This window comes from Streptomyces sp. NPDC001056, assembly GCF_053598955.1.
On sequence record NZ_JBSFLI010000002.1, the window covers coordinates 427,161 to 446,008 of the forward strand.

At 71.0% G+C, this 18,848-nt stretch carries 17 protein-coding genes and 1 pseudogene; 13 read left to right on the forward strand and 5 right to left on the reverse strand.

Features of this window, described 5'->3' with window-relative positions; all coding sequences use genetic code 11:
• Nucleotides 1-5: 5 nt before the first annotated feature.
• From ACWDD7_RS04480 to ACWDD7_RS04490, 3 genes are all read right to left on the reverse strand, one after another.
• Entirely contained in the window at nt 6-413 is a 408-nt protein-coding gene (locus ACWDD7_RS04480; RefSeq protein WP_450456306.1) for an Asp23/Gls24 family envelope stress response protein, read from the reverse strand.
• Nucleotides 410-580 carry a hypothetical protein gene (locus tag ACWDD7_RS04485; protein WP_356679429.1) on the reverse strand — a complete coding sequence of 57 codons (171 nt, stop codon included), beginning with the start codon at nt 578-580 and terminating at the stop codon, nt 410-412. Before ACWDD7_RS04485 ends, ACWDD7_RS04480 begins: the two co-directional genes overlap by 4 nt.
• Before the next feature lie 73 nt (nt 581-653).
• Entirely contained in the window at nt 654-1,142 is a 489-nt protein-coding gene (locus tag ACWDD7_RS04490) for an Asp23/Gls24 family envelope stress response protein (RefSeq protein WP_450456357.1), read from the reverse strand.
• Between the two features lie 154 nt (nt 1,143-1,296).
• Here ACWDD7_RS04490 and ACWDD7_RS04495 point away from each other — a divergent pair, with 154 nt between their 5' ends.
• The 5 genes and pseudogenes from ACWDD7_RS04495 (at nt 1,297) to ACWDD7_RS04515 (ending at nt 5,226) form a co-directional block, all read left to right on the forward strand.
• Nucleotides 1,297-1,872: an RNA polymerase sigma factor gene (locus tag ACWDD7_RS04495; RefSeq protein ID WP_450456308.1), complete on the forward strand. Its 576-nt coding sequence runs from the start codon at nt 1,297-1,299 to the stop codon at nt 1,870-1,872.
• Nucleotides 1,863-2,504 carry a hypothetical protein gene (locus ACWDD7_RS04500; protein WP_450456310.1) on the forward strand — a complete coding sequence of 214 codons (642 nt, stop codon included), beginning with the start codon at nt 1,863-1,865 and terminating at the stop codon, nt 2,502-2,504. The genes ACWDD7_RS04495 and ACWDD7_RS04500 overlap by 10 nt, the downstream gene beginning before the upstream one ends.
• On the forward strand, nt 2,504-2,866 hold the full coding sequence (locus tag ACWDD7_RS04505) for a hypothetical protein (protein WP_450456312.1): 363 nt from the start codon (nt 2,504-2,506) through the stop codon (nt 2,864-2,866). Before ACWDD7_RS04500 ends, ACWDD7_RS04505 begins: the two co-directional genes overlap by 1 nt.
• Before the next feature lie 259 nt (nt 2,867-3,125).
• Nucleotides 3,126-3,712, forward strand: a pseudogene (locus tag ACWDD7_RS04510) (DUF5994 family protein).
• A gap of 848 nt (nt 3,713-4,560) precedes the next feature.
• Nucleotides 4,561-5,226: a hypothetical protein gene (locus tag ACWDD7_RS04515; RefSeq protein ID WP_450456313.1), complete on the forward strand. Its 666-nt coding sequence runs from the start codon at nt 4,561-4,563 to the stop codon at nt 5,224-5,226.
• Here the strand turns inward: ACWDD7_RS04515 and ACWDD7_RS04520 are convergent.
• Nucleotides 5,223-6,797: a Na+/H+ antiporter gene (locus tag ACWDD7_RS04520; protein WP_450456315.1), complete on the reverse strand. Its 1,575-nt coding sequence runs from the start codon at nt 6,795-6,797 to the stop codon at nt 5,223-5,225. The two genes, ACWDD7_RS04515 and ACWDD7_RS04520, sit on opposite strands and share 4 nt — an antisense overlap.
• A gap of 234 nt (nt 6,798-7,031) precedes the next feature.
• On the opposite strand from ACWDD7_RS04520, the gene ACWDD7_RS04525 reads away from it, so the two are divergent.
• Complete coding sequence (locus ACWDD7_RS04525; RefSeq protein WP_351869367.1) at nt 7,032-9,530, forward strand: sensor histidine kinase; 2,499 nt, start codon at nt 7,032-7,034, stop codon at nt 9,528-9,530.
• Complete coding sequence (locus ACWDD7_RS04530; protein ID WP_450456318.1) at nt 9,527-10,324, forward strand: DUF4118 domain-containing protein; 798 nt, start codon at nt 9,527-9,529, stop codon at nt 10,322-10,324. The genes ACWDD7_RS04525 and ACWDD7_RS04530 overlap by 4 nt, the downstream gene beginning before the upstream one ends.
• A 284-nt stretch (nt 10,325-10,608) precedes the next feature.
• Here the strand turns inward: ACWDD7_RS04530 and ACWDD7_RS04535 are convergent, their stop codons facing one another.
• Nucleotides 10,609-11,073 (reverse strand): hypothetical protein, encoded by a 465-nt coding sequence (locus ACWDD7_RS04535; protein ID WP_450456320.1) that lies wholly within the window; start codon nt 11,071-11,073, stop codon nt 10,609-10,611.
• 304 nt (nt 11,074-11,377) lie between these two features.
• Between ACWDD7_RS04535 and ACWDD7_RS04540 the strand changes: the two genes are divergently transcribed.
• The 6 genes from ACWDD7_RS04540 to ACWDD7_RS04565 all read left to right on the forward strand — a co-directional run bounded on the left by ACWDD7_RS04540 (nt 11,378) and on the right by ACWDD7_RS04565 (nt 18,848).
• Nucleotides 11,378-13,219: an APC family permease gene (locus ACWDD7_RS04540; protein ID WP_450456322.1), complete on the forward strand. Its 1,842-nt coding sequence runs from the start codon at nt 11,378-11,380 to the stop codon at nt 13,217-13,219.
• Between the two features lie 247 nt (nt 13,220-13,466).
• Entirely contained in the window at nt 13,467-13,556 is a 90-nt protein-coding gene (gene kdpF / locus ACWDD7_RS04545) for a K(+)-transporting ATPase subunit F (RefSeq protein ID WP_037770757.1), read from the forward strand.
• 8 nt (nt 13,557-13,564) lie between these two features.
• Nucleotides 13,565-15,226 (forward strand): potassium-transporting ATPase subunit KdpA, encoded by a 1,662-nt coding sequence (gene kdpA, locus ACWDD7_RS04550; RefSeq protein WP_450456324.1) that lies wholly within the window; start codon nt 13,565-13,567, stop codon nt 15,224-15,226.
• 32 nt (nt 15,227-15,258) lie between these two features.
• On the forward strand, nt 15,259-17,358 hold the full coding sequence (kdpB, locus tag ACWDD7_RS04555; RefSeq protein ID WP_450456326.1) for a potassium-transporting ATPase subunit KdpB: 2,100 nt from the start codon (nt 15,259-15,261) through the stop codon (nt 17,356-17,358).
• Between the two features lie 5 nt (nt 17,359-17,363).
• Complete coding sequence (locus ACWDD7_RS04560) at nt 17,364-18,032, forward strand: potassium-transporting ATPase subunit C (protein WP_351869354.1); 669 nt, start codon at nt 17,364-17,366, stop codon at nt 18,030-18,032.
• 132 nt (nt 18,033-18,164) lie between these two features.
• The gene (locus ACWDD7_RS04565; RefSeq protein ID WP_450456328.1) at nt 18,165-18,848 is read left to right on the forward strand and encodes a response regulator; all 684 of its coding nucleotides are present in this window, start codon (nt 18,165-18,167) and stop codon (nt 18,846-18,848) included.

Here is an 18,848-nt window from a genome sequence, read left to right on the forward strand (position 1 = left end):
GCCGCTCACCGGACCCGCCCCCGGCTCGCTCCGACGGCGGTCACCAGCCGTCGGACGGTGAGGGTGACCTCCCCGACACGCAAGCCGGTCAGCTGGGCCACCCGTTCGGCGACGTCCTGCTGGATCCGCTCACAGACTTGGGGGATGTCGGTGGGGTAGGGCAGGTCCAGGGCCAGGTGCAGGCGCACCGACCCGGTACGGACGGCGGCGGAGGCGCTGGGTGCCGTCGGCCCGCCCCGGTCCGGCGGTACGGCTGCACGCCGCGACTGGGCCGTACGGGCCGCCTGCGTGGCGATACGGGCGACCACCCTGTCCGGGATGACGGTGGCGCCCCGCTCGGCCGGGGGCGGCAGGCCGGCGGCCGGCGCCGGTGGGCCCGACGCCTCGCCGGCGGAACCGGGCCGGGCCTTCACCGCCGCCTCCGTGGCCGGACGTCGAGGTCGCCCTGCAGGGCGAGTCCGGCGATCAGGCCCGCCGTACCCAGGACCAGAACCAGTAGGAATGCCCAGAAGCCGCCGAAATACCCGGCGAAGCCCAGGGCCATGCCCGCCGCGAGGCCCGTCGTTGCTGCGTTCATCATGCACTCACCCGTCTCGCGCACGTACGTCACCGTGCGCGCGATCTACCGAGCCCGTGGGGGGCCCGGCGGTGGATCACCTCACGCGGCCCTCGTCCGGTGCGGCCTCTTCCTCCTCGTCGGGCAGGTGGACGTCGTCGACGGCGATGTTCACCTCGACGACCTCCAGACCCGTCATCCGCTCCACGGCGCTGATGACATTGGTGCGGACGCCGCCGGCGACGTCGACGATGGGGACGCCGTACTCGACGACGACGTCCAGGTCGACAGCGGCCTGACGCTCGCCGACCTCGACCTTCACTCCTCGCGCGACGCCTCCGCCTCCTCCACCGGGAACGCGTTCCCGCATGGCGCCGAAGGCGCGGGCCATCCCCCCGCCCAGACTGTAGATGCCCGGTACCTCGCGGGCGGCCATGCCCGCGATCTTGGCCACTACGCCGTCCGCGATGGTGGTCTTCCCCCGCGTCTCGGGCGGAGTCCCGGCTCCGGTACGGCCCTTCAGTGCGCTCACGCCCGCGTCGGCGGGCCTGCCGCCCCCGCCGACGCTGGTGATGTTCTCCGTCATGGCGGTCGCCTCGATCGGTCGGTCGGACACCGGTGTGGCGCCCGTCGAAGGGTTGGACATGTCGGACGCCACATTCCTCACGCGTGCGACATGTGATGTGAGTCACAGAAGCCGGGGGGTACATGGGTGGTCCGAAGCCTTGTGCGGGGGCGTCATGATCGAACACGCTGTCCCATCATCGCCGGAACGTGACCTGCCGGACGCGCTGCTGGCCGTCCAGGCGGCCGAGGGGGACGAGGACTCTTTCGCCGTCCTCGTCCGGCGGCACGGCTCGTCCCTCCTCACCCTGGCCCGCTGCATGCTCGTCAATCCGCAGGATGCCGAGGAGGCCGTTCAGGACGCCTTCGTCAGCGCCTGGCGGCGACTGCCGGAATACCGCCACAGCGCGGAGTTCGGCACCTGGATGTACCGGATCACCGTCAACCGCTGCCTGACCCTGCGCCGGCGCCGACCGCCGCCCCTCTCGCTGGACGCCGTCGCCGAGCCCGCGGCGGGAGACGCCTGGAGCCAGCCCGCCCGGTGCGCCGAACAGAACGCGGCCACCGACGCCCTGTCCCGAGCGCTCCGCGATCTGGACGCCGGGCAGCGGCTCTGCTGGGTCCTGCGGGAGGTGCAGGGCCTGTCGTACAAGGAGATCGCCCACGTGGCGCGGGCCACTGAGCCGACCGTGCGCGGCAGGCTGTTCAGGGCACGCCGATCCCTGCAGGAGGCGATGGGCCCATGGCGCTAGACGACCCGCACCCGCGGCCCTCAGACCCGCCCGAAGCCGACGGGCCCCCGTTCGAGGGCGATGAGGTACTCCCTTGCGGCCGCCTGCTCAGCCGGGTCTGGGAACAGGAGTATGACGCGCTGCCGGCCACGGACCCGCACACCGTCTCCTGTCCTCACTGCCGCGAGGCAGTCGAGGCACTGGCCACGGTGAACGCGGCTACCCGCGCGCTGCGCGCCGAGCACGCACCCCGCCTGCACGCCCTCACCGACCGCGTCATGAACATCGTCCGGGCAGAGGTACGGCTCGGGCGGCTACTGCCTTTGGCGGACCCGGACCGGGACCTGCGGATCGCCGAGAGCGCCGCGGCGAAGGTCCTGCGGCGGGCCACGGACACGGTCCCCGGTGCCAGGGCGGCGGGCTGCCGTCTCGCACCCGAGGGGGAGGGCACCGACGTACGGGTGACCATGACCCTGGCCGCCGCTCTCGACCGTCCGCTGCCCGACCGGGTCCACCAGGTACGCCGAGCAGTCCTCCACTCGGCCGGACAGGACCTGGGTCTCGCCGTGTCGGCCGTCGACATCACCGTGGTCGACGTACTGGAGCCGTGGCCGCCCCTCGGCCCCGGTCTCGCGACCGGCGGGGGCGCGTGATGACCGCCACCGGCACCACCGCGCTCCTCGGCGTCGCGGCCGAGGCGGCCCTCGCGGTCCCTGGCGTGGCAGCCCTGCAACCCCGTCTCGCCCACCGCCTCGCGGCAGCCGCCGCGCCTGCTCGGGCGAACACCGCGCCCCACCGCACGCCGCCCGAGGCCGGCGTTCGCGCCGACCGGGCGCCGGGCGGTTCGGGGTGGCACATCGAGGTGCGCTGCGTGTTGACCGAGGGACGGCGGGCGCTGGACATCGCCCGGAACGTCCACGACCGGGTGGCTGCCGCCGTCATCGCCCACCTCGCCACCCACGGTGTAGCGGAGCCGGTCACCGTCTCAGTCACGGTGACCGGTGTCGCCGCCTGACACGACGCGGCATGAGCAAAGGCGCGGGCACGGACCCCGCGAACCGTCGCTCCGCCGCCTCCTGCGCTGACTGCGGCGACGGGCGGTCGGCGCCTCGTGCTCCGTTCGGCCCATAGCCGCAACGGTCCGTCGGTCCCAGACGAGGAGTACCCAGGTGATTACCGAGAGCATTCCGTGCACCGGCTTCCACGCTGACGTCGTTCTCGGCGATTCACGACAACCGGGTCGGCCACGGTCGGCCCGGGGTTGGGTCCGTGCCATGACCGCGACTGTTCTGCTGGCGCCCGCGGACGAGGACCGGACTCCTTGTTCGTCGCCCCTCCGACTCGTCCTGGCACCCCTCGGAACCGCTCCGGCACTGATCGACGGTGCTTGGTGGCCCCGCTCCCGCGACCTGACGGCGGAGCTTCCGGCACTCATCGCGGTCCTCGACCCACTGTGGGGCCGGATCACCCGGGTAACGGTGAATCCCACGTTCTGGCCCGTCATCCCGCGAAAGGTGCCCGTTCACGGGCACGTGGTGCACGTCGGCTGGTTCGAGGCCGAACAAGACCCGCACAAGCTGCTGTTGCTGCTTTCCTACACCGTCGGCCGCTGGGACCTGCTGGTCATACCGCCGGACACAGAACCGGCCACCGCGGCCCGGCTCATGGCCACCGACCCTCGCGGACCCTCACGGCGACCGGCCTGATCCAGGAGGGCGAGCGCTTCCGGACCGTGGCAGAGGAAGCGGCCGACCGGGACTCGCTCCGGGAGGCGGTCTGGGACTCCGAAGGCGGACATGCCGCACGCACCCCTGCCGCAGAGGTCATCGAGCACGTGCCCACCCCGGTAGTAGGGATGTGACAGGCAGGGAGAACGTCACCACGGTGGGCATGCTGGACGCCGCGTAGGGCGAGCGGAATCAGCGCCACGAAGATCAGGCCGCCGTCAACGTGCCGTCAAACAAAGCTGATTCGCCATCAGCGAGCCGTCGAGGCGGGACATGGGTGGCTGAATCCGCTCGCAGACTGATCGGCAACGGGGGACGGGCGACCGTCCGTGGCGGTGACGTTGGAGGGACCGTGGCTCTCACGGCCGGATCAGCGCAGGGTTCTCGGACCGAGCAAGGAGCACCGCCACGAAGAGTGGTCACCCACCCCGGGGGCAGCCCCGGACTGCGAAGACGAGGGTATTCGCGGACGGCCGGACCGGGTCCGGGGCTGCGCCCGGAGCGGCGAGCCGTGGCCGCGCGGGCCGCTCTGCGCCGCCGCTTGTGGGCCACCGCGCCCGCGCGGCTGCGCCTTCTGCGCGCGGCCACGCTCCTGCTCACCATCGTCGTGACCGTGCTGCTGCTCGTGGCGGGGCTCGCCGTGAACAGCACCTGGAAAGATCGGCCACGACCTGCGGACCCTCGCCGTCGCGGTCCAGGGCGACCGGTCCGACGAGAAGACCGTCGAGAACCTGACCGACGACTTCGCCGAGTACCAGGAGCCGATCGGCCGCGCTCTGGAGAACGACCGACATGCCGGCGGCAGGCCGGCCGCCCTGGCCGACTACCGCAAGGCCACCGACCTGCTGCAAGGCAAGCTGCTGCCCGAGTCCCGCACGCTGGTGTCCGCCGACGACCGCGCCTTCGAGGCCGAGTACAGCGCCGCCCGCTCCACGCTGTCCGCACAGCTCGCCGCCGCGACCGTCCGTGCGCCCTGCTCGCAGTGATCCTCGGCACCCAGATGCTGACCTCGTCGTCAGGGAACCTGCGCGGCGCCCGCCGCGACGCCTTCGACTCCGTCGTCGCCCTCTCCCACGCCCGCGCCATCGCCTACGACGCCGCCGACGAAAGCCGCTACCTCCTCGACCCGCAGCGCCGCGACCAGTACGCCCAGTCGTTCCTCACCAAGTCGCGGAAGCTGTACGGCATCCAGGACGCCACACTCGACACGTACGACGACGGGCTGACCACCAGCTGGCGGGCGTACCGGTCCGACCACCACGATCTGCGCTTCACCGGCGAGTCCCGGCGCGAGCTGGACAACGTCACCTGCCCCGGGGAACGCGCTGCGGCCGAGCAGACCGTGGAGACGTACGCCGTCTACCAGCGCGACGACCGCAGGATCCGCGCGCTGCCGGCTGCCGGGAAGGAACGCGAGGCGGTGGAGTTCTGCATGGACCGGAAGCCGGGCACCTCCAACGCGCACATCGGCGCCTGGACGGACGCCCTGGGCAAGGTGACGGACATCAACCGCGCCCACTTCGCCTCCTCGGTGCGAAACGGCCGCTCGGCGGTGAGCGGCCTGCTTCCCTGGGCGGGCGGCCTGCTGCTCGCGGCGATGGTCCTCACCGTGCTGGGACTGCGGCCACGGCTGGCGGAGTTCCGCTAGGCATCCGCCAGCCGTGCTTCCTCCAGATCAAGGGACCGCTGGAGCCGTCTTCGGGTCGTGTCGCTGATCCGGTGCGAGTCGTAGAGGCGCTGCAGTTCCGCGGTCTCCACGGTGATCAGGTCGCGGCGCAGCTGGCGGTACACCAGGTCGGCGGACTCGGTGGCGGCAGCGGTGCCGTTGTGCTCGGCGAGGCGGTCGCGGGCGTCGTCCAGACGCGCTGTCAGACCGCGGCGGAGCCGGTCGAGGACGATGTCGGGTACGGCTTCCAGCTCGGCGAGCTCCTCAAGGCGGGCGAGTCCGGCGTGGGCGAGGTGGGAGCGGGCCTCGACCTCCTCGCGTTCGGTGTGGGCGGGCTCCAGGGCGATGCCGGAGGCGCGGACGACCGGGGCGAGAGTGAAACCCTGGACGACCAGCGTCATGACCACCACGGACGTGGTCAGGACGAGGACCAGGGGGCGGTCCGCCAGGCCGGTGCCGTCCTTGGCAACCTCGGGGATGGACAGCGCGGCCGCCAGCGGCATGACGCCGCGTGTGCCGGCCCAGGTCAGGACGACCGGCACCCGCCAGTTCATGCGGCTGATCCCGCCCTTGCGCTGCACGACCGCCGACAGGGGAGCGAGCCACAGCAGACGGACGGCGATCACCGTGGCGGCGACGGCGAGGGCATACACCGGCCAGGCCCGGTCACCGTCGGCCAGCGCCCGCACCTGCGCGGGCAGCGCCAGCCCTATCAGCGAGAACACCACGCTCTCCAGCAGGAACACCACCGTGCCGTACACCGCGTGCAGTTGGAGACGGATGCGGGCGTTGGTGAGCCGGTCGCCCCGGCCGCCCAGGATCACCCCGGCCACCACACAGGACGTCACCCCGGAGGTGTGCGCCGCCTCCGCCAGCAGATAGGACGCGTACGGCGTGACCAAGGCGATCACCGTCTCCAGCACCGGTTCCTCGGTATGGCGCCGGATCAGCGCCACCACACCGGCCACGGCCGCGCCGATCACCGTGCCGCCGCCCGCCAGCAACAGGAACTCGCCCCCTGCCGCACCCCAGTTCGCCGCCGCCGACGCCACCGCGATGCCCGCCGCCACCCGGACCAGCACCAGGGAGGTCGCGTCGTTGAACAGGCTCTCCGCCTGCACGAGCACCTGCACCCTCGGCGGGAGAGCGAGCCGACGGCCGAGCGCGGTGACCGCCACCGGATCAGTGCTGGCCAGTACCGCGCCCAGCACGAACGCCATCTGCCACGACAGGGGCGTGAACAGCGCCGCCACCGCGGCGACGGCCGCCGCAGAGGCGAGCACGAGGCCGATGGCGAGGATCCCGACCGGCTTCCACACCGCGCGCAGCTCCCGCCAGGGCATGTCCTCCGCGCTCGCGTACAGCAGCGGTGGCAGCACGACCAGCCCGATGACCTCGGGGCTGATCTCGATCTGCGGAGTGCCCGGCAGCAGCGCCACCGCGAGACCGGCGACCACTAGCAGCGAGGGGGCGGGCATCCGCCAGCGGCGCGCGAAGGTCGCCACCACGGTGGCCAGAACGACCAAGGCGAGAACCGTACCGACGCTCCGCATGCCGCCCCCTGGGCTGAGAAGAGGAGCCGCCCTGGCTCCCCTGCCGACCAGACTTCCCGGCACACCGCGGTCACCCTATCGGCCCAGGTCACCTCAAGACAGCGTCAATGTCCTCGGGGCAGGCGCTAAGGATTCGCCAACACGCACCCCACCCGGCCCGCGGAAGGACTTTCTTAGGAGCAGTCCCCTTGACCATGGGGGAGTTGAGCCAGTGAGCGGAGCGCGTCGGCGGCGATGAGTGATGTAGGGCCCGGACGACTGAAGGTCTACCTCGGGGCGGCCCCGGGGGTCGGCAAGACCTACCGGATGCTCGACGAGGGGCGGCGCCGTGCCTCGCGCGGGGCGGACGTGGTGGTGGGCTTCGTGGAGTGCCACGGGCGCCCGCACACGGAGGCCATGATCGACGGCCTTGAGGTCGTCCCTCGCACATCCTGCACCTATCGCGGCGGGGGCTTCGAGGAGATGGACCTGGCTGCGGTGCTGGCGCGCCACCCGCAGGTGGCGATCGTGGACGAGTTCGCCCACAGCAACGTCCCCGGTGACGGCCGCAACCCCAAGCGGTGGCAGGACATAGAGGAACTCCTCGTCGCCGGCATCGACGTCATCACCGCGGTGAACATCCAACACCTGGAATCCCTCAACGACGTGGTCGAGAAGATCACCCGCGTCCCGCAGCACGAGACCGTGCCCGACGAGGTCGTACGCCGGGCCTGGCAGATCGAGCTGGTGGACATGCCGCCCGAGGGGCTGCGCCGCCGGATGGCGCACGGCAACATCTACGCCCCGGAGAAGATCGACGCGGCCCTCGCCAACTACTTCCGGCCCGGCAACCTCACCGCGCTGCGGCAGCTGGCCCTGCTGTGGGTGGCCGACCGGGTGGACGAGGCGCTGCAGGAGTACCGCTCGCAGCACGGCATCGGCGGGGTGTGGGAGACCCGGGAGCGGGTCGTCGTCGCCCTGACCGGCGGCCCTGAGGGCGACACGCTCGTCAGGCGGGCCGCCCGGATCGCCGCCCGGTCCGCAGGAGGCGACCTGCTCGCCGTGCACGTGGCCCGCAGCGACGGCCTGGCCGGGGGCGTCTCGGCCGCCTCCCTCGCCCGGCAGCGCCGGCTCGCGGAGGACCTCGGCGGCAGCTACCACTCCGTCGTCGGCGACGACGTGGCCACCAGCCTGGTGGAGTTCGCCCGCGCCGAGAACGCCACCCAGCTCGTCCTCGGCACGAGCAGACGCGGCCGTCTTCAACGTTTCCTGACCGGGCCCGGCACGGGGGAGACCGTGACCGAGCTGTCCGGCGACATCGACGTCCACCGCGTCACCCACGAGCGGGCCGGACGCGGCACCCTCCTGCCCTCCCGGCGCCGCACGCTCTCCACCGCCCGGCTGATCGCCGGACCGGTGGCCGGGCTCGTTCTGCCGATGCTGCTCACTGCTGTGCTGGCGCAGGTGCGCGGGACGCTGGACCTGACCAGTGAGGCGCTGTTGTTCCTGCTCGCCGTGGTGGGAGTGGCCTGCATAGGCGGGGTCGCCTCGGCGGTGATCGCGTCGGTGACGGCGTCTTTGCTGCTGAACTACTGGTTCATCCCGCCTATCGGCGCTTTCACCCTGGGCGACCCGAACGCGCTGCTCGCCCTCGGGGTGTTCGCGGTCGTCGCGGCCACCGTGGCCTGCGTTGTCGACCGCTCGCTGCGGCTGTCCAGGCGCTCGGCGCGGGCCACCGCCGAAGCCGAGACCATGTCGTCCCTCGCCGGGACGATCGTGCGGGGCGAGGCGACGATTCCGGCTCTGCTGGAGCGGACGCGGGAGACCTTCGGCATGGAGTCGGCGGAGCTGGCGGACGAACCGCTGGATATGGAAGGGACCACATCGGTGCCGGCCGGTCCGGGCGCGTACCTGGTGCTGCGGGGCCGTACCCTCTCCTCCTCAGAGCGGCGGGTGCTGGCCGCGTTCGCCGCGCACGTCGGCTCGGCGGTGGAGCGGGCCCGGCTGGCCGAGGCGGCGGCCGAGGTGGAGCCGGTGAAGGCCGCCGACCGGCTGCGCACGGCCCTCCTGAGGGCCGTCGGCCACGACCTGCGTACCCCGCTCGCCGCGGGCTGGGCCGCCGTCACCTCCCTGCGCAGCCAGGACGTCGAGTTCACACCGGAGGACCGCGGCGAACTCCTCGCCACCGCCGACGAGTCCATGGCCAAGCTGAACCGCCTCGTGGAGAACCTCCTCGACCTCAGCCGCCTGGAGGCCGGCGCCCTCACCCTGAACCTGCGCCCGACCTCCCTGGACGAGGTCCTGCCCATGGCACTCGCGGACGTGCCGGAGGCCGAGGTGGCGGACGTGGAGGAGATCCCGGCGGTCCTCGCCGACCCGCCGCTGCTGGAGCGGGTGATCGCCAACCTCGCCTCCAACGCCGTCCGCCACACCCCGCCGGGGCAGAAAGTGCTGGTCACCGCTAGTGCCCTGGCGGGACGCGTGGAGCTGCGCGTGGTCGACCGGGGCCCCGGACTCCCGCAGACCGGCCGGGAACGGATCTTCGAACCATTCCAGCGACTCGGCGACACCGACAACACCACCGGCCTCGGCCTCGGCCTGGCCCTCGCCCGTGGCCTGGCCGAGGCGATGAACGGCACCCTCACCCCCGAGGACACCCCCGGCGGCGGTCTCACGATGGTCGTATCGCTGCCGTTCGCGGAGCAGCCCGTGGGGGCCGGACCCACCGAGCAGAGCGCAGGAGGTGCGCGATGAGCACGCACGCAGGCCCCTGGAGACTGCACCGCCCACACACCCAGGGCCGCACCTGGCCCCTTCGGGACCGGCTCGCCCTGACCGCGGGACTGGCCGCCCCCTTCCTGGTGGCACTCGCCCTCGTCCCGCTCCGCCCCAGCCTGTCGCACACGAACGCGGCCCTCGTCCTCGTCGTGGTCGTGGTCGCGGTGTCCGCGCCGGGCAGCCGTGCGGCGGGCGTGGTCGCGGCACTGTCGGCGGCGGCCTGGTTCGACTTCTTTCTGACCCGGCCGTACGAGACCTTCGACATCAACGGCACGGCGGACATCGAGACCGCGGTGCTGTTGCTGGTCGTCGGCGTGATTGTCCCCCAGCTCGCGGTCCACGCCCGCCGACTGGAGGCCATGACGGTGACGGACGCCGCCCATCTGGCGCGCATCCACCGCACGGCCGGGCTCGTGCATTCCGCCAACTCGGCGGACACCGTGGTCGACCATGTCCGGACCGAGCTGACCGACCTGCTCGGACTGCGCGCCTGCCGTTTCGAGTACGGCACGCTCATGGGCCGACCGCCACGGTTGGAGAAGGACGGCAGCGTGACGGTGGGCCGGCGCCCGTGGAACCCGGACACGGACGGCTGGCCCGAGGGCGAGATCGAGCTGCGCGCGTACGGCAACGGCCACTACCTCGGCCGCTTCATGCTCGTCCCTGACCCCGGTGCCGCACCCTCGCTCCAGGCCCGGCTGGTCGCGGTGACGCTGGCCGACCAGACGGGGGCGGCCCTGGACACGTCGGGACCCGTGCGCGGGTGGTGAGGCCGAGCGCGACGGATCAGATCTGGTCTCCCGTGGGACGGCGCTGCCCGTCCTGCCGTTCCGTTCGACGTGACGTCAACTCTGCGTTTGCCGACGGGACGTGGCCAACGGGCTCAGCACACGGTGGTCTGCGGCGACGACGGGCTCGCGCACCGGCTTCGTGACTGGACGCGGCGTGCGACGAGGTCGTCACCGTGGTGCTGCCCTCCCGGGATGGGCCGCGTGTGCTGGGCGTGATGCCGGTGGAGCGGGGCTCACTGCAATCGGCGTAAGCGTCACTCCCGTCACTCCAGTCCGGATGCCTTGAACACGGCCAGCGCGGTCTCACGGTCCACGCGGGCAGAGAGACGCCGCACAGCGGTCTGCCCGCACAGCAACAGACCGTCGGCCACCGCCTTCCGGGCGCCCACCTCGAAGCGGTGCCACAAGCCCGGGTTGTTCACCAGAACGTCTGGGTCGATCGCGACGCGCGCGCCGAACGCGTCACGCAGCAGGAGCCGTTGGGAGACGCCCTCCAGGCAGCGAACGGAGACCAGCAGGTCGGTCCGGACCCGGCGCTCGCGCAGCAGCCACCGTGAGGCGAGCCAGTCCTCACCGGCCGTGACCCGGGCCGGCGACAGCACCAGGAACAGCAGCAGAGCGAGCGTGAGACACAACAGGCCCCGCCACAGCGTGAACCGGCCCGACCCCCAGTCGATGAGCAGGAGCAGGGCGAGCAGCACCCCGGCGCACCGGACGGCATCCCTCACATCTCGCGCCCAGCCGCGGTCGTGCGCCGCGACCCCGGACGATTCTGCGCCAGCGCAGGCCGGTGACCTGCGCGCCTTCTCGCGGCGTCCCATACCGGTGACGGTAGAGGCGCGGAGGACGGGAACCACGCGCTTTGATGCGGATCTGATGGCGCAGGCCCGTCAAGGTCCCGTCAAGGTCGGGCCGGTCAGCGCGAAGATGCCGCAAGGAAGGGCCGGACACTGTCGGAAACGGTCAGAACCTGAGTGCACCGCGCACATGTCGACGTAGCTGCGCGGCTTTCGCCGAAGGAGTACCGCCCTCATGACCGGACTGACCACCGAGCCGGATGCCGTCCCCGCCGGCGAGGAGCCACCTGATGCCGGTGAACGCCACCGGCTGACCGCCGTCACGGGGCTTGCGGCGCTGTCCCTGGACGCGATGGCGTCGGTGGCGTACGGCCCCGAGGCGATCGTGCTGGTCCTTGCCGCCGCCGGCGCGCACGGCCTCGGCTTCACCCTGCCGGTCACGCTGGCCATCGCCGCCCTGCTGGCGGTGCTGGTCGCCTCGTACCGGCAAGTGATCGCGGCCTTTCCGGACGGTGGCGGCTCGTACGCCGTGGCGAGGGCCCACCTGGGCGCGCGCACCGGCCTGGTGGCGGCGGCCTCGCTGATCCTGGACTACGTCCTCAACGCCGCCGTCGCCGTGACGGCGGGCGTGGCCGCGCTGACGTCCGCCTTCCCGGCCCTGTACGGCGACCGGCTGTGGCTGTGCCTGGCGGTGCTGGCGCTGATCACCGGGGTGAACCTGCGGGGGATCGTGGAGTCGGCGAAGGCGTTCATCGTGCCGACGGCCGTCTTCGTGGGTGCGATCTTCGTGCTGATCGGCGTCGGTCTGTTCCGCTCCGAGCCGGTCAGTACGGCGACGGCGGCCGGGCACGCCTCGGTCGTCGCCGGCAACGCGACCGGTGTCGGCGTCCTGCTCCTGCTCAAGGCTTTCGCTTCAGGGTGTTCCGCCCTGACCGGCGTTGAGGCCATCGCCAACGCCGTCCCCTCCTTCCGCGTACCGCGCGTGCGGCGGGCCCAGCGTGCGGAGATCGCCCTGGGCGCCGTACTCGGCCTCATGCTCATCGGCCTGGCGGTGCTGATCGGACGCTTCCACCTCCAGCCGGTGGCGGGCGTCACGGTGCTGGCGCAGCTCGCGGATGCCTCGCTCGGCCACAACTGGGCTTTCTACGTCATCCAGTTCGCGACGATGATCCTGCTGGCGCTGTCGGCGAACACGTCCTTCGGCGGGCTGCCGGTGCTGCTGAAGCTGCTGGCGCGTGACAACTATCTGCCGCATGTGTTCGCGTTGAAGGCCGACCGTCAGGTGCACCGGCACGGCGTGCTGGCGCTCGCCGTCGTCTCGGCCGCGCTGCTGGTCTTCTCCGGCGGGGACACCAACACCCTGGTGCCGATGTTCGCGATCGGTGTCTTCGTCGGCTTCACGATCGCCCAGGTGGGCATGGTCCGGCACTGGCGGCTGGAGCGGGGCCGTGGCTGGCGTGGGAAGGCGCTGCTGAACGGCTTCGGGGCGCTGCTCACCGGCGTCTCGACGATCGTCGTGACGGCGAGCAAGTTCGCGGAGGGGGCCTGGCTGATCGTGGTGGCGCTGCCGCTGCTGATCGCCGCCTTCGTCGCCGTCCACCGTGCCTACGACCGCATCGCCGAGCAACTCGGCCTGGGCCGCGTCCCCGAGCCCCCGCACCGCGACCGCTCCCTGGTGATCGTGCCGGTGTCCTCGCTGTCCCGGCTGACCTCCGAGGCCCTGACGGCCGCTGCCTCCCTCGGCGACGAGGTCCGGGCCGTCACCGTCGGCTACCCGGACCCGGAGGACCACGCACAGCTGCACGCCCTGGAGCGAGCCTGGACCGAGTGGGACCCGGGCGTGCCCCTGGTGCGGCTGTCCTGCGAGAGGCGCAGCCTGGGCGGCCCCATCGCCGCGTACGTCCGTGAGGTGGCCGCTGCCGAGCCGGCCAGGCGGGTCACGGTGCTGATCCCGGAGGCCGAGCCGGAGCGGCTGTGGCAGCGACTGCTGCAGAACCAGCGGGGTGCGGTGGTCGCACACGCCGTACGGCGGGAGACGGACGCGGTGATCTGCCGGCTGCGGTTTCGGCTGCTCTGAAGAGAAACGCTCTGTTACTGGCCGGTAGGGACCGGTGGTCGTAAGAGTCCCGTCAAAGCCGTGGGTGAGGCCGTAAGAGGGCCGTCAACGAGTGTCCAGATCCGGCCAGGGAGGGGGTTTCCTCTAACCGTCCTTGTTCCAACCCCGAACCTCTTCAGGAGTTCACGATGGCCGATCTGGCCTTCGTCGTCACCGTGCTCGCGGGCTTCGCGCTGGTGGCTCTCGTCGCCCGGGGGGTGACGAAGCTGTGACCGTGGAGAACGTCGTCGGCCTGGTCGTGGCCGTCGCCCTGCTGGGCTATCTCGTCCTCGCCCTGATCTTCCCGGAGAGGTTCTGAGCACAGACATGAGTCCAGAACTCGCGGGCTTTCTCCAGCTGCTCGCCCTCATGGGCGCACTGGCACTCGCCTACATCCCGCTTGGCACCTACATGGCCAAGGTCTACTCCTCCAAGAAGCACATGCGGGTGGAGAAGTGGATCTACCGGGCCATCGGTGCCAACCCCGACGCCGAGATGACCTGGCCCGCGTACCTGCGCGGTGTGCTGGCCTTCTCCGCCGTCGGCGTCCTCTTCCTCTACCTGCTGCAGCGCCTGCAGGGCGTGCTGCCCGGCTCGCTGCACTTCTCTTCGGTCAGCCCGGCGCAGTCGTTCAACACGGCTGTCTCGTTCGTGACCAACACCAACTGGCAGTCGTACTACGGCGAGCAGACCATGGGTCATGTCGTGCAGACCGCCGGGCTGGCCGTGCAGAACTTCGTCTCCGCCGCCGTCGGCATCGCCGTCGCCGTGGCGCTCGTGCGCGGCTTCGCGCGCTCGCGCACCGGTGAGCTGGGCAACTTCTGGGCCGACCTGGTGCGCGGCACGCTGCGCATCCTGGTGCCGATCGCCGCGGTCGCCGCGGTCGTGCTGGTGGCCTGCGGCGCGATCCAGAACTTCTCCGGCATCCACGAGGTCGGCCAGTTCATGGGCGGCACGCAGCAGTGGAACGGCGGCGCGGTCGCCTCCCAAGAGGCGATCAAGGAGCTGGGCACCAACGGCGGCGGCTACTTCAACGCCAACTCCGCCCACCCCTTCGAGAACCCCACCCCGCTCACCAACCTCCTTGAGATCTTCCTGATCCTGGTGATCCCGTTCTCGCTGACCCGCACCTTCGGCGTGATGGTCGGCAACGTGAAGCAGGGCTACGCGATCCTCGCCACGATGTTCACCATCTGGCTCGGCTTCGTCGCGCTGATGATGTGGACCGAGTTCGCCCACCACGGCCCGGCGCTGCAGGCCGCGGGCGGGGCGATGGAGGGCAAGGAGACCCGGTTCGGAGTCGGAGCCTCCTCGATCTTCGCGGTGTCCACGACCCTGACCTCGACCGGCGCGGTGGACTCCTTCCACTCCTCCTTCACCGGCCTGGGCGGCGGCATCACGATGCTGAGCATGATGCTGGGCGAGATCGCGCCAGGCGGCACCGGCTCCGGGCTGTACGGCATCCTGATCATGGCCGTGATCGCGGTGTTCATCGCCGGCCTGATGGTGGGCCGTACGCCGGAGTACCTGGGCAAGAAGATCGGCGGCCGCGAGATGAAGCTCGCCGCCTGCTACATCCTCATCACCCCTGCCCTGGTGCTGGTCTTCACGGCGGCTTCCATGGCGCTGCCGACCCCGCCGCACTCCATGCTCAACTCCGGCGCGCACGGCTTCTCCGAGGTGCTGTACGCGTTCACCTCCGCGGCGAACAACAACGGTTCGGCCTTCGCCGGCCTGAACGCGAACACCGACTGGTTCAACACCATGACCGGGCTCGCGATGCTGCTCGGCCGCTTCCTGCCGATGGTGTTCGTGCTGGCGCTGGCGGGCTCGCTCGCCGAGCAGAAGCCGGTCCCGGTGACCGCGGGCACCCTGCGCACCGAGAAGCCGCTGTTCACCGGCCTGCTGGTGGGCGCGATCCTGATCATCACCGGTCTCACGTACTTCCCGGCCCTCGCGCTGGGCCCGCTCGCGGAAGGGCTGGCGTGATGACCACCCGCATAGAGAAGTCAGAGGACTCGATGTCCACAGCCACTCCCACCAGGGCGCCGCACAGCGATGTCCCCACCGGGCACAAGCCCGCCGAGAGCCGCGTCGGAGCGGGCCTCTTCGAACCCAAGGCGCTCGTCAAGTCCCTGCCGGACGCTCTGCGCAAGCTCGATCCGCGGGTGATGGTCAAGTCGCCCGTGATGTTCGTGGTGTGGATCGGCTCGGTGCTCACCACGGTGTTCTCCGTCAAGGACCCGACCGACTGGTTCGGCTGGACCATCAGCGCCTGGCTGTGGCTGACGGTGATCTTCGCCAACCTGGCGGAGGCCGTGGCCGAGGGCCGCGGCAAGGCCCAGGCCGACACCCTGCGCAGGGCCAAGACCGACACCGTCGCCCGCCGGCTGGCGGGCGGCGCCGAGGAACACGTCCCCGGCACCGCGCTGACCATCGGCGACCTGGTGGTCTGCGAGGCCGGCGACATCATCCCCGGTGACGGCGACGTCGTCGAGGGCGTCGCCTCGGTGGACGAGTCGGCCATCACCGGCGAGTCCGCCCCGGTCATCCGCGAGTCCGGCGGCGACCGCAGCGCCGTCACGGGCGGTACGAAGGTGCTGTCCGACCGGATCGTCGTCCAGATCACGACGAAGCCCGGTGAGACCTTCATCGACCGGATGATCAGCCTGGTCGAGGGCGCGGCCCGGCAGAAGACGCCCAACGAGATCGCGCTGAACATCCTGCTCGCCTCGCTGACCATCGTCTTCCTGCTGGCCTGCGCCACCCTGCCGCCGTTCGCCGACTACGCGGGCACGCACCTGACCATGGTCGTGCTGGTCGCCCTGCTGGTCTGCCTGATCCCGACCACCATCGGCGCCCTGCTGTCCGCGATCGGCATCGCCGGCATGGACCGCCTGGTGCAGCGCAATGTGCTCGCCATGTCCGGCCGCGCGGTCGAGGCGGCCGGTGATGTCTCCACGCTGCTGCTGGACAAGACCGGCACCATCACCCTCGGCAACCGGCAGGCCGCCGAGTTCGTGCCGGTGCGCGGGACGACGGAGGCCGAGGTCGCGGACGCGGCCCAGCTGTCCTCGCTGGCCGACGAGACCCCCGAGGGCCGCTCCGTCGTCGTCCTGGCGAAGGAGAGGTACGGGCTGCGCGAGCGGCACCAGGGCGAGCTGGCCGGCGCCGAGTGGATCGGGTTCACCGCCCAGACCCGCATGTCGGGCGTGGACGTCGACGGCCGGAAGATCCGCAAGGGCGCCACCGCCTCGGTCATCGCCTGGGTCGAGGAGCAGGGCGGCACGGTCGCCAGGGACGCGGACGCCATGGCCAACCGCATCTCCGAGGCCGGCGGCACGCCGCTGCTGGTCGCCGTCCACGACGACCGGGGCGCCCGTGTGCTTGGCGTCATCCACCTCAAGGACGTCGTCAAGGACGGTATGCGGGAGCGGTTCGAGGAACTGCGCCGCATGGGCATCAAGACGGTCATGATCACGGGTGACAACCCGCTGACCGCGAAGGCGATCGCCGAGGAGGCGGGTGTCGACGACTTCCTCGCCGAGGCCACTCCCGAGGACAAGATGGCCCTCATCAAGCGGGAGCAGGCCGGCGGCAAGCTGGTCGCGATGACCGGTGACGGCACCAACGACGCGCCGGCGCTCGCGCAGGCGGACGTCGGCGTGGCGATGAACACCGGTACGTCGGCCGCCAAGGAGGCCGGCAACATGGTCGACCTCGACTCCAACCCCACCAAGCTCATCGAGATCGTGGAGATCGGCAAGCAACTCCTCATCACCCGCGGCGCGTTGACCACGTTCTCCATAGCCAACGACGTCGCGAAGTACTTCGCGATCATCCCGGCGCTGTTCGCGGCGGTCTACCCGGGCCTGGACAAGCTGAACATCATGCACCTGTCCTCGCCCGACTCCGCGATCCTCTCCGCGGTCATCTTCAACGCGCTGATCATCATCGCACTCGTGCCGCTGTCCCTGAAGGGCGTGCGGTACAAGCCGGTGAGCGCGGACAAGATGCTGCGGCGCAACCTCGGGATCTACGGCATCGGCGGCCTGGTCGCGCCTTTCATCGGCATCAAGCTCATCGACCTGCTCATCTCCCTCATCCCCGGAATCGGCTGATCGCCATGAACAACTCCGTTACGAACACCGTCCGGTTGCTCGGGGCGGCCCTCAGGGCCCTGCTCGTGCTGACCCTGGTGACGGGCGTCATCTACCCGCTGGTCGTGACCGGCATCGCACAGGGGCTGTTCCACGACAAGGCGAACGGCTCCGAGACCAAGGCGGACGGCAAGGTCGTCGGCTCGTCCCTGATCGGGCAGTCGTACAACCTGCCGCTGCACAAGGGGCAGCAGACACCGGACGCGGACCTGAAGTGGTTCCAGGGACGTCCGTCGAACGGCCTCGGCACGAACAGCGTGAACACGCAGTACGAACTGATCCTGTCCGGAGCCACCAACCTGTCCGCAGACAGCAAGGTGCTGATCAAGCAGGTGCAGGACGCCAAGGCCGCGGTCGTCAAGGACAACTCGGTGCCCGGCTACACGGTCGGCCCCTCGGACGTCCCCGCGGACGCGGTGACCTCCTCCGGCTCCGGCCTGGACCCGGACATCTCCCCGGCCTACGCCGAACTCCAGGTCCACCGCGTCGCCGCGAAGAACAACCTGCCGCTCGCACAGGTGGAGAAGCTGGTCGAGGACCACACCGAGGGCCGCACCCTGGGCTTCATGGGCGAGCCTCGGGTGAACGTCCTGAAACTCAACATCGCGCTCAAGGACCTTGTGGCGAAGCACTGATGGGATTACGCGATACACGCGGGAGTCGGCGGCCGGGAGACATCCTGGTTCCGCCGACTCCCTTGGTCGTGACGTCGGTTGCCTCGCGTCCGGCGCCCCAGGCCCGACGTACGAGAGGAAAGGCACACACCCATGACCCGGGTGCTCGTGGTGGAGGACGACCCGCAGCTCGTACGGGCCCTCGTCATCAACCTGCAGGCACGTCACTACGGCGTGGACGCCGCCCCCGACGGCGCCACGGCGCTCCGGCTCGCCGCCGCCCGTCAGCCCGACGTGGTCCTGCTGGACCTCGGCCTGCCCGACATGGACGGTGTCGACATCATCAAGGGCGTGCGGGGCTGGAGCCGCGTGCCGATCCTGGTCCTGTCCGCCCGTCAGGCGTCCGACGAGAAGGTCGCCGCGCTCGACGCCGGCGCCGACGACTACATCACCAAGCCGTTCAGCATGGACGAGTTGCTTGCCCGGCTGCGCGCCGCCGTCCGCCGGACCGAGGACACACCGCTGATCCCCGAGACGACCCTGGTCGAGACGGAGCACTTCACCCTCGACCTGCTCGCCAAGAAGGCCGTACGGGACGGGCGGGACGTACGGCTGACCCCGACCGAGTGGCATCTGCTGGAGATCCTGGTGACGAACCCCGGTCGGCTGATCACGCAGAAGCAGCTGCTCCAAGAGGTCTGGGGCGTCTCGCGGAGCAACAAGACCAACTATCTGCGGGTCTACATGGCGCAGTTGCGCAGGAAGCTGGAGACGGACCCCTCCCACCCCCGCTATCTGATCACCGAGCCCGGCATGGGCTATCGCTTCGAAGGATGA

What these genes read in the sequence shown, in the direction of transcription:
- ACWDD7_RS04485 (WP_356679429.1), bottom strand. Translation starts at nt 580, where the DNA reads ATGATGAACGCAGCAACGACGGGCCTCGCGGCGGGCATGGCCCTGGGC.
- ACWDD7_RS04490 (WP_450456357.1), bottom strand. Translation starts at nt 1,142, where the DNA reads ATGACGGAGAACATCACCAGCGTCGGCGGGGGCGGCAGGCCCGCCGAC.
- ACWDD7_RS04495 (WP_450456308.1), top strand. Translation starts at nt 1,297, where the DNA reads ATGATCGAACACGCTGTCCCATCATCGCCGGAACGTGACCTGCCGGAC.
- ACWDD7_RS04500 (WP_450456310.1), top strand. Translation starts at nt 1,863, where the DNA reads ATGGCGCTAGACGACCCGCACCCGCGGCCCTCAGACCCGCCCGAAGCC.
- ACWDD7_RS04505 (WP_450456312.1), top strand. Translation starts at nt 2,504, where the DNA reads ATGACCGCCACCGGCACCACCGCGCTCCTCGGCGTCGCGGCCGAGGCG.
- ACWDD7_RS04520 (WP_450456315.1), bottom strand. Translation starts at nt 6,797, where the DNA reads ATGCGGAGCGTCGGTACGGTTCTCGCCTTGGTCGTTCTGGCCACCGTG.
- ACWDD7_RS04525 (WP_351869367.1), top strand. Translation starts at nt 7,032, where the DNA reads ATGAGTGATGTAGGGCCCGGACGACTGAAGGTCTACCTCGGGGCGGCC.
- ACWDD7_RS04530 (WP_450456318.1), top strand. Translation starts at nt 9,527, where the DNA reads ATGAGCACGCACGCAGGCCCCTGGAGACTGCACCGCCCACACACCCAG.
- ACWDD7_RS04540 (WP_450456322.1), top strand. Translation starts at nt 11,378, where the DNA reads ATGACCGGACTGACCACCGAGCCGGATGCCGTCCCCGCCGGCGAGGAG.
- kdpA (WP_450456324.1), top strand. Translation starts at nt 13,565, where the DNA reads ATGAGTCCAGAACTCGCGGGCTTTCTCCAGCTGCTCGCCCTCATGGGC.
- kdpB (WP_450456326.1), top strand. Translation starts at nt 15,259, where the DNA reads ATGTCCACAGCCACTCCCACCAGGGCGCCGCACAGCGATGTCCCCACC.
- ACWDD7_RS04560 (WP_351869354.1), top strand. Translation starts at nt 17,364, where the DNA reads ATGAACAACTCCGTTACGAACACCGTCCGGTTGCTCGGGGCGGCCCTC.
- ACWDD7_RS04565 (WP_450456328.1), top strand. Translation starts at nt 18,165, where the DNA reads ATGACCCGGGTGCTCGTGGTGGAGGACGACCCGCAGCTCGTACGGGCC.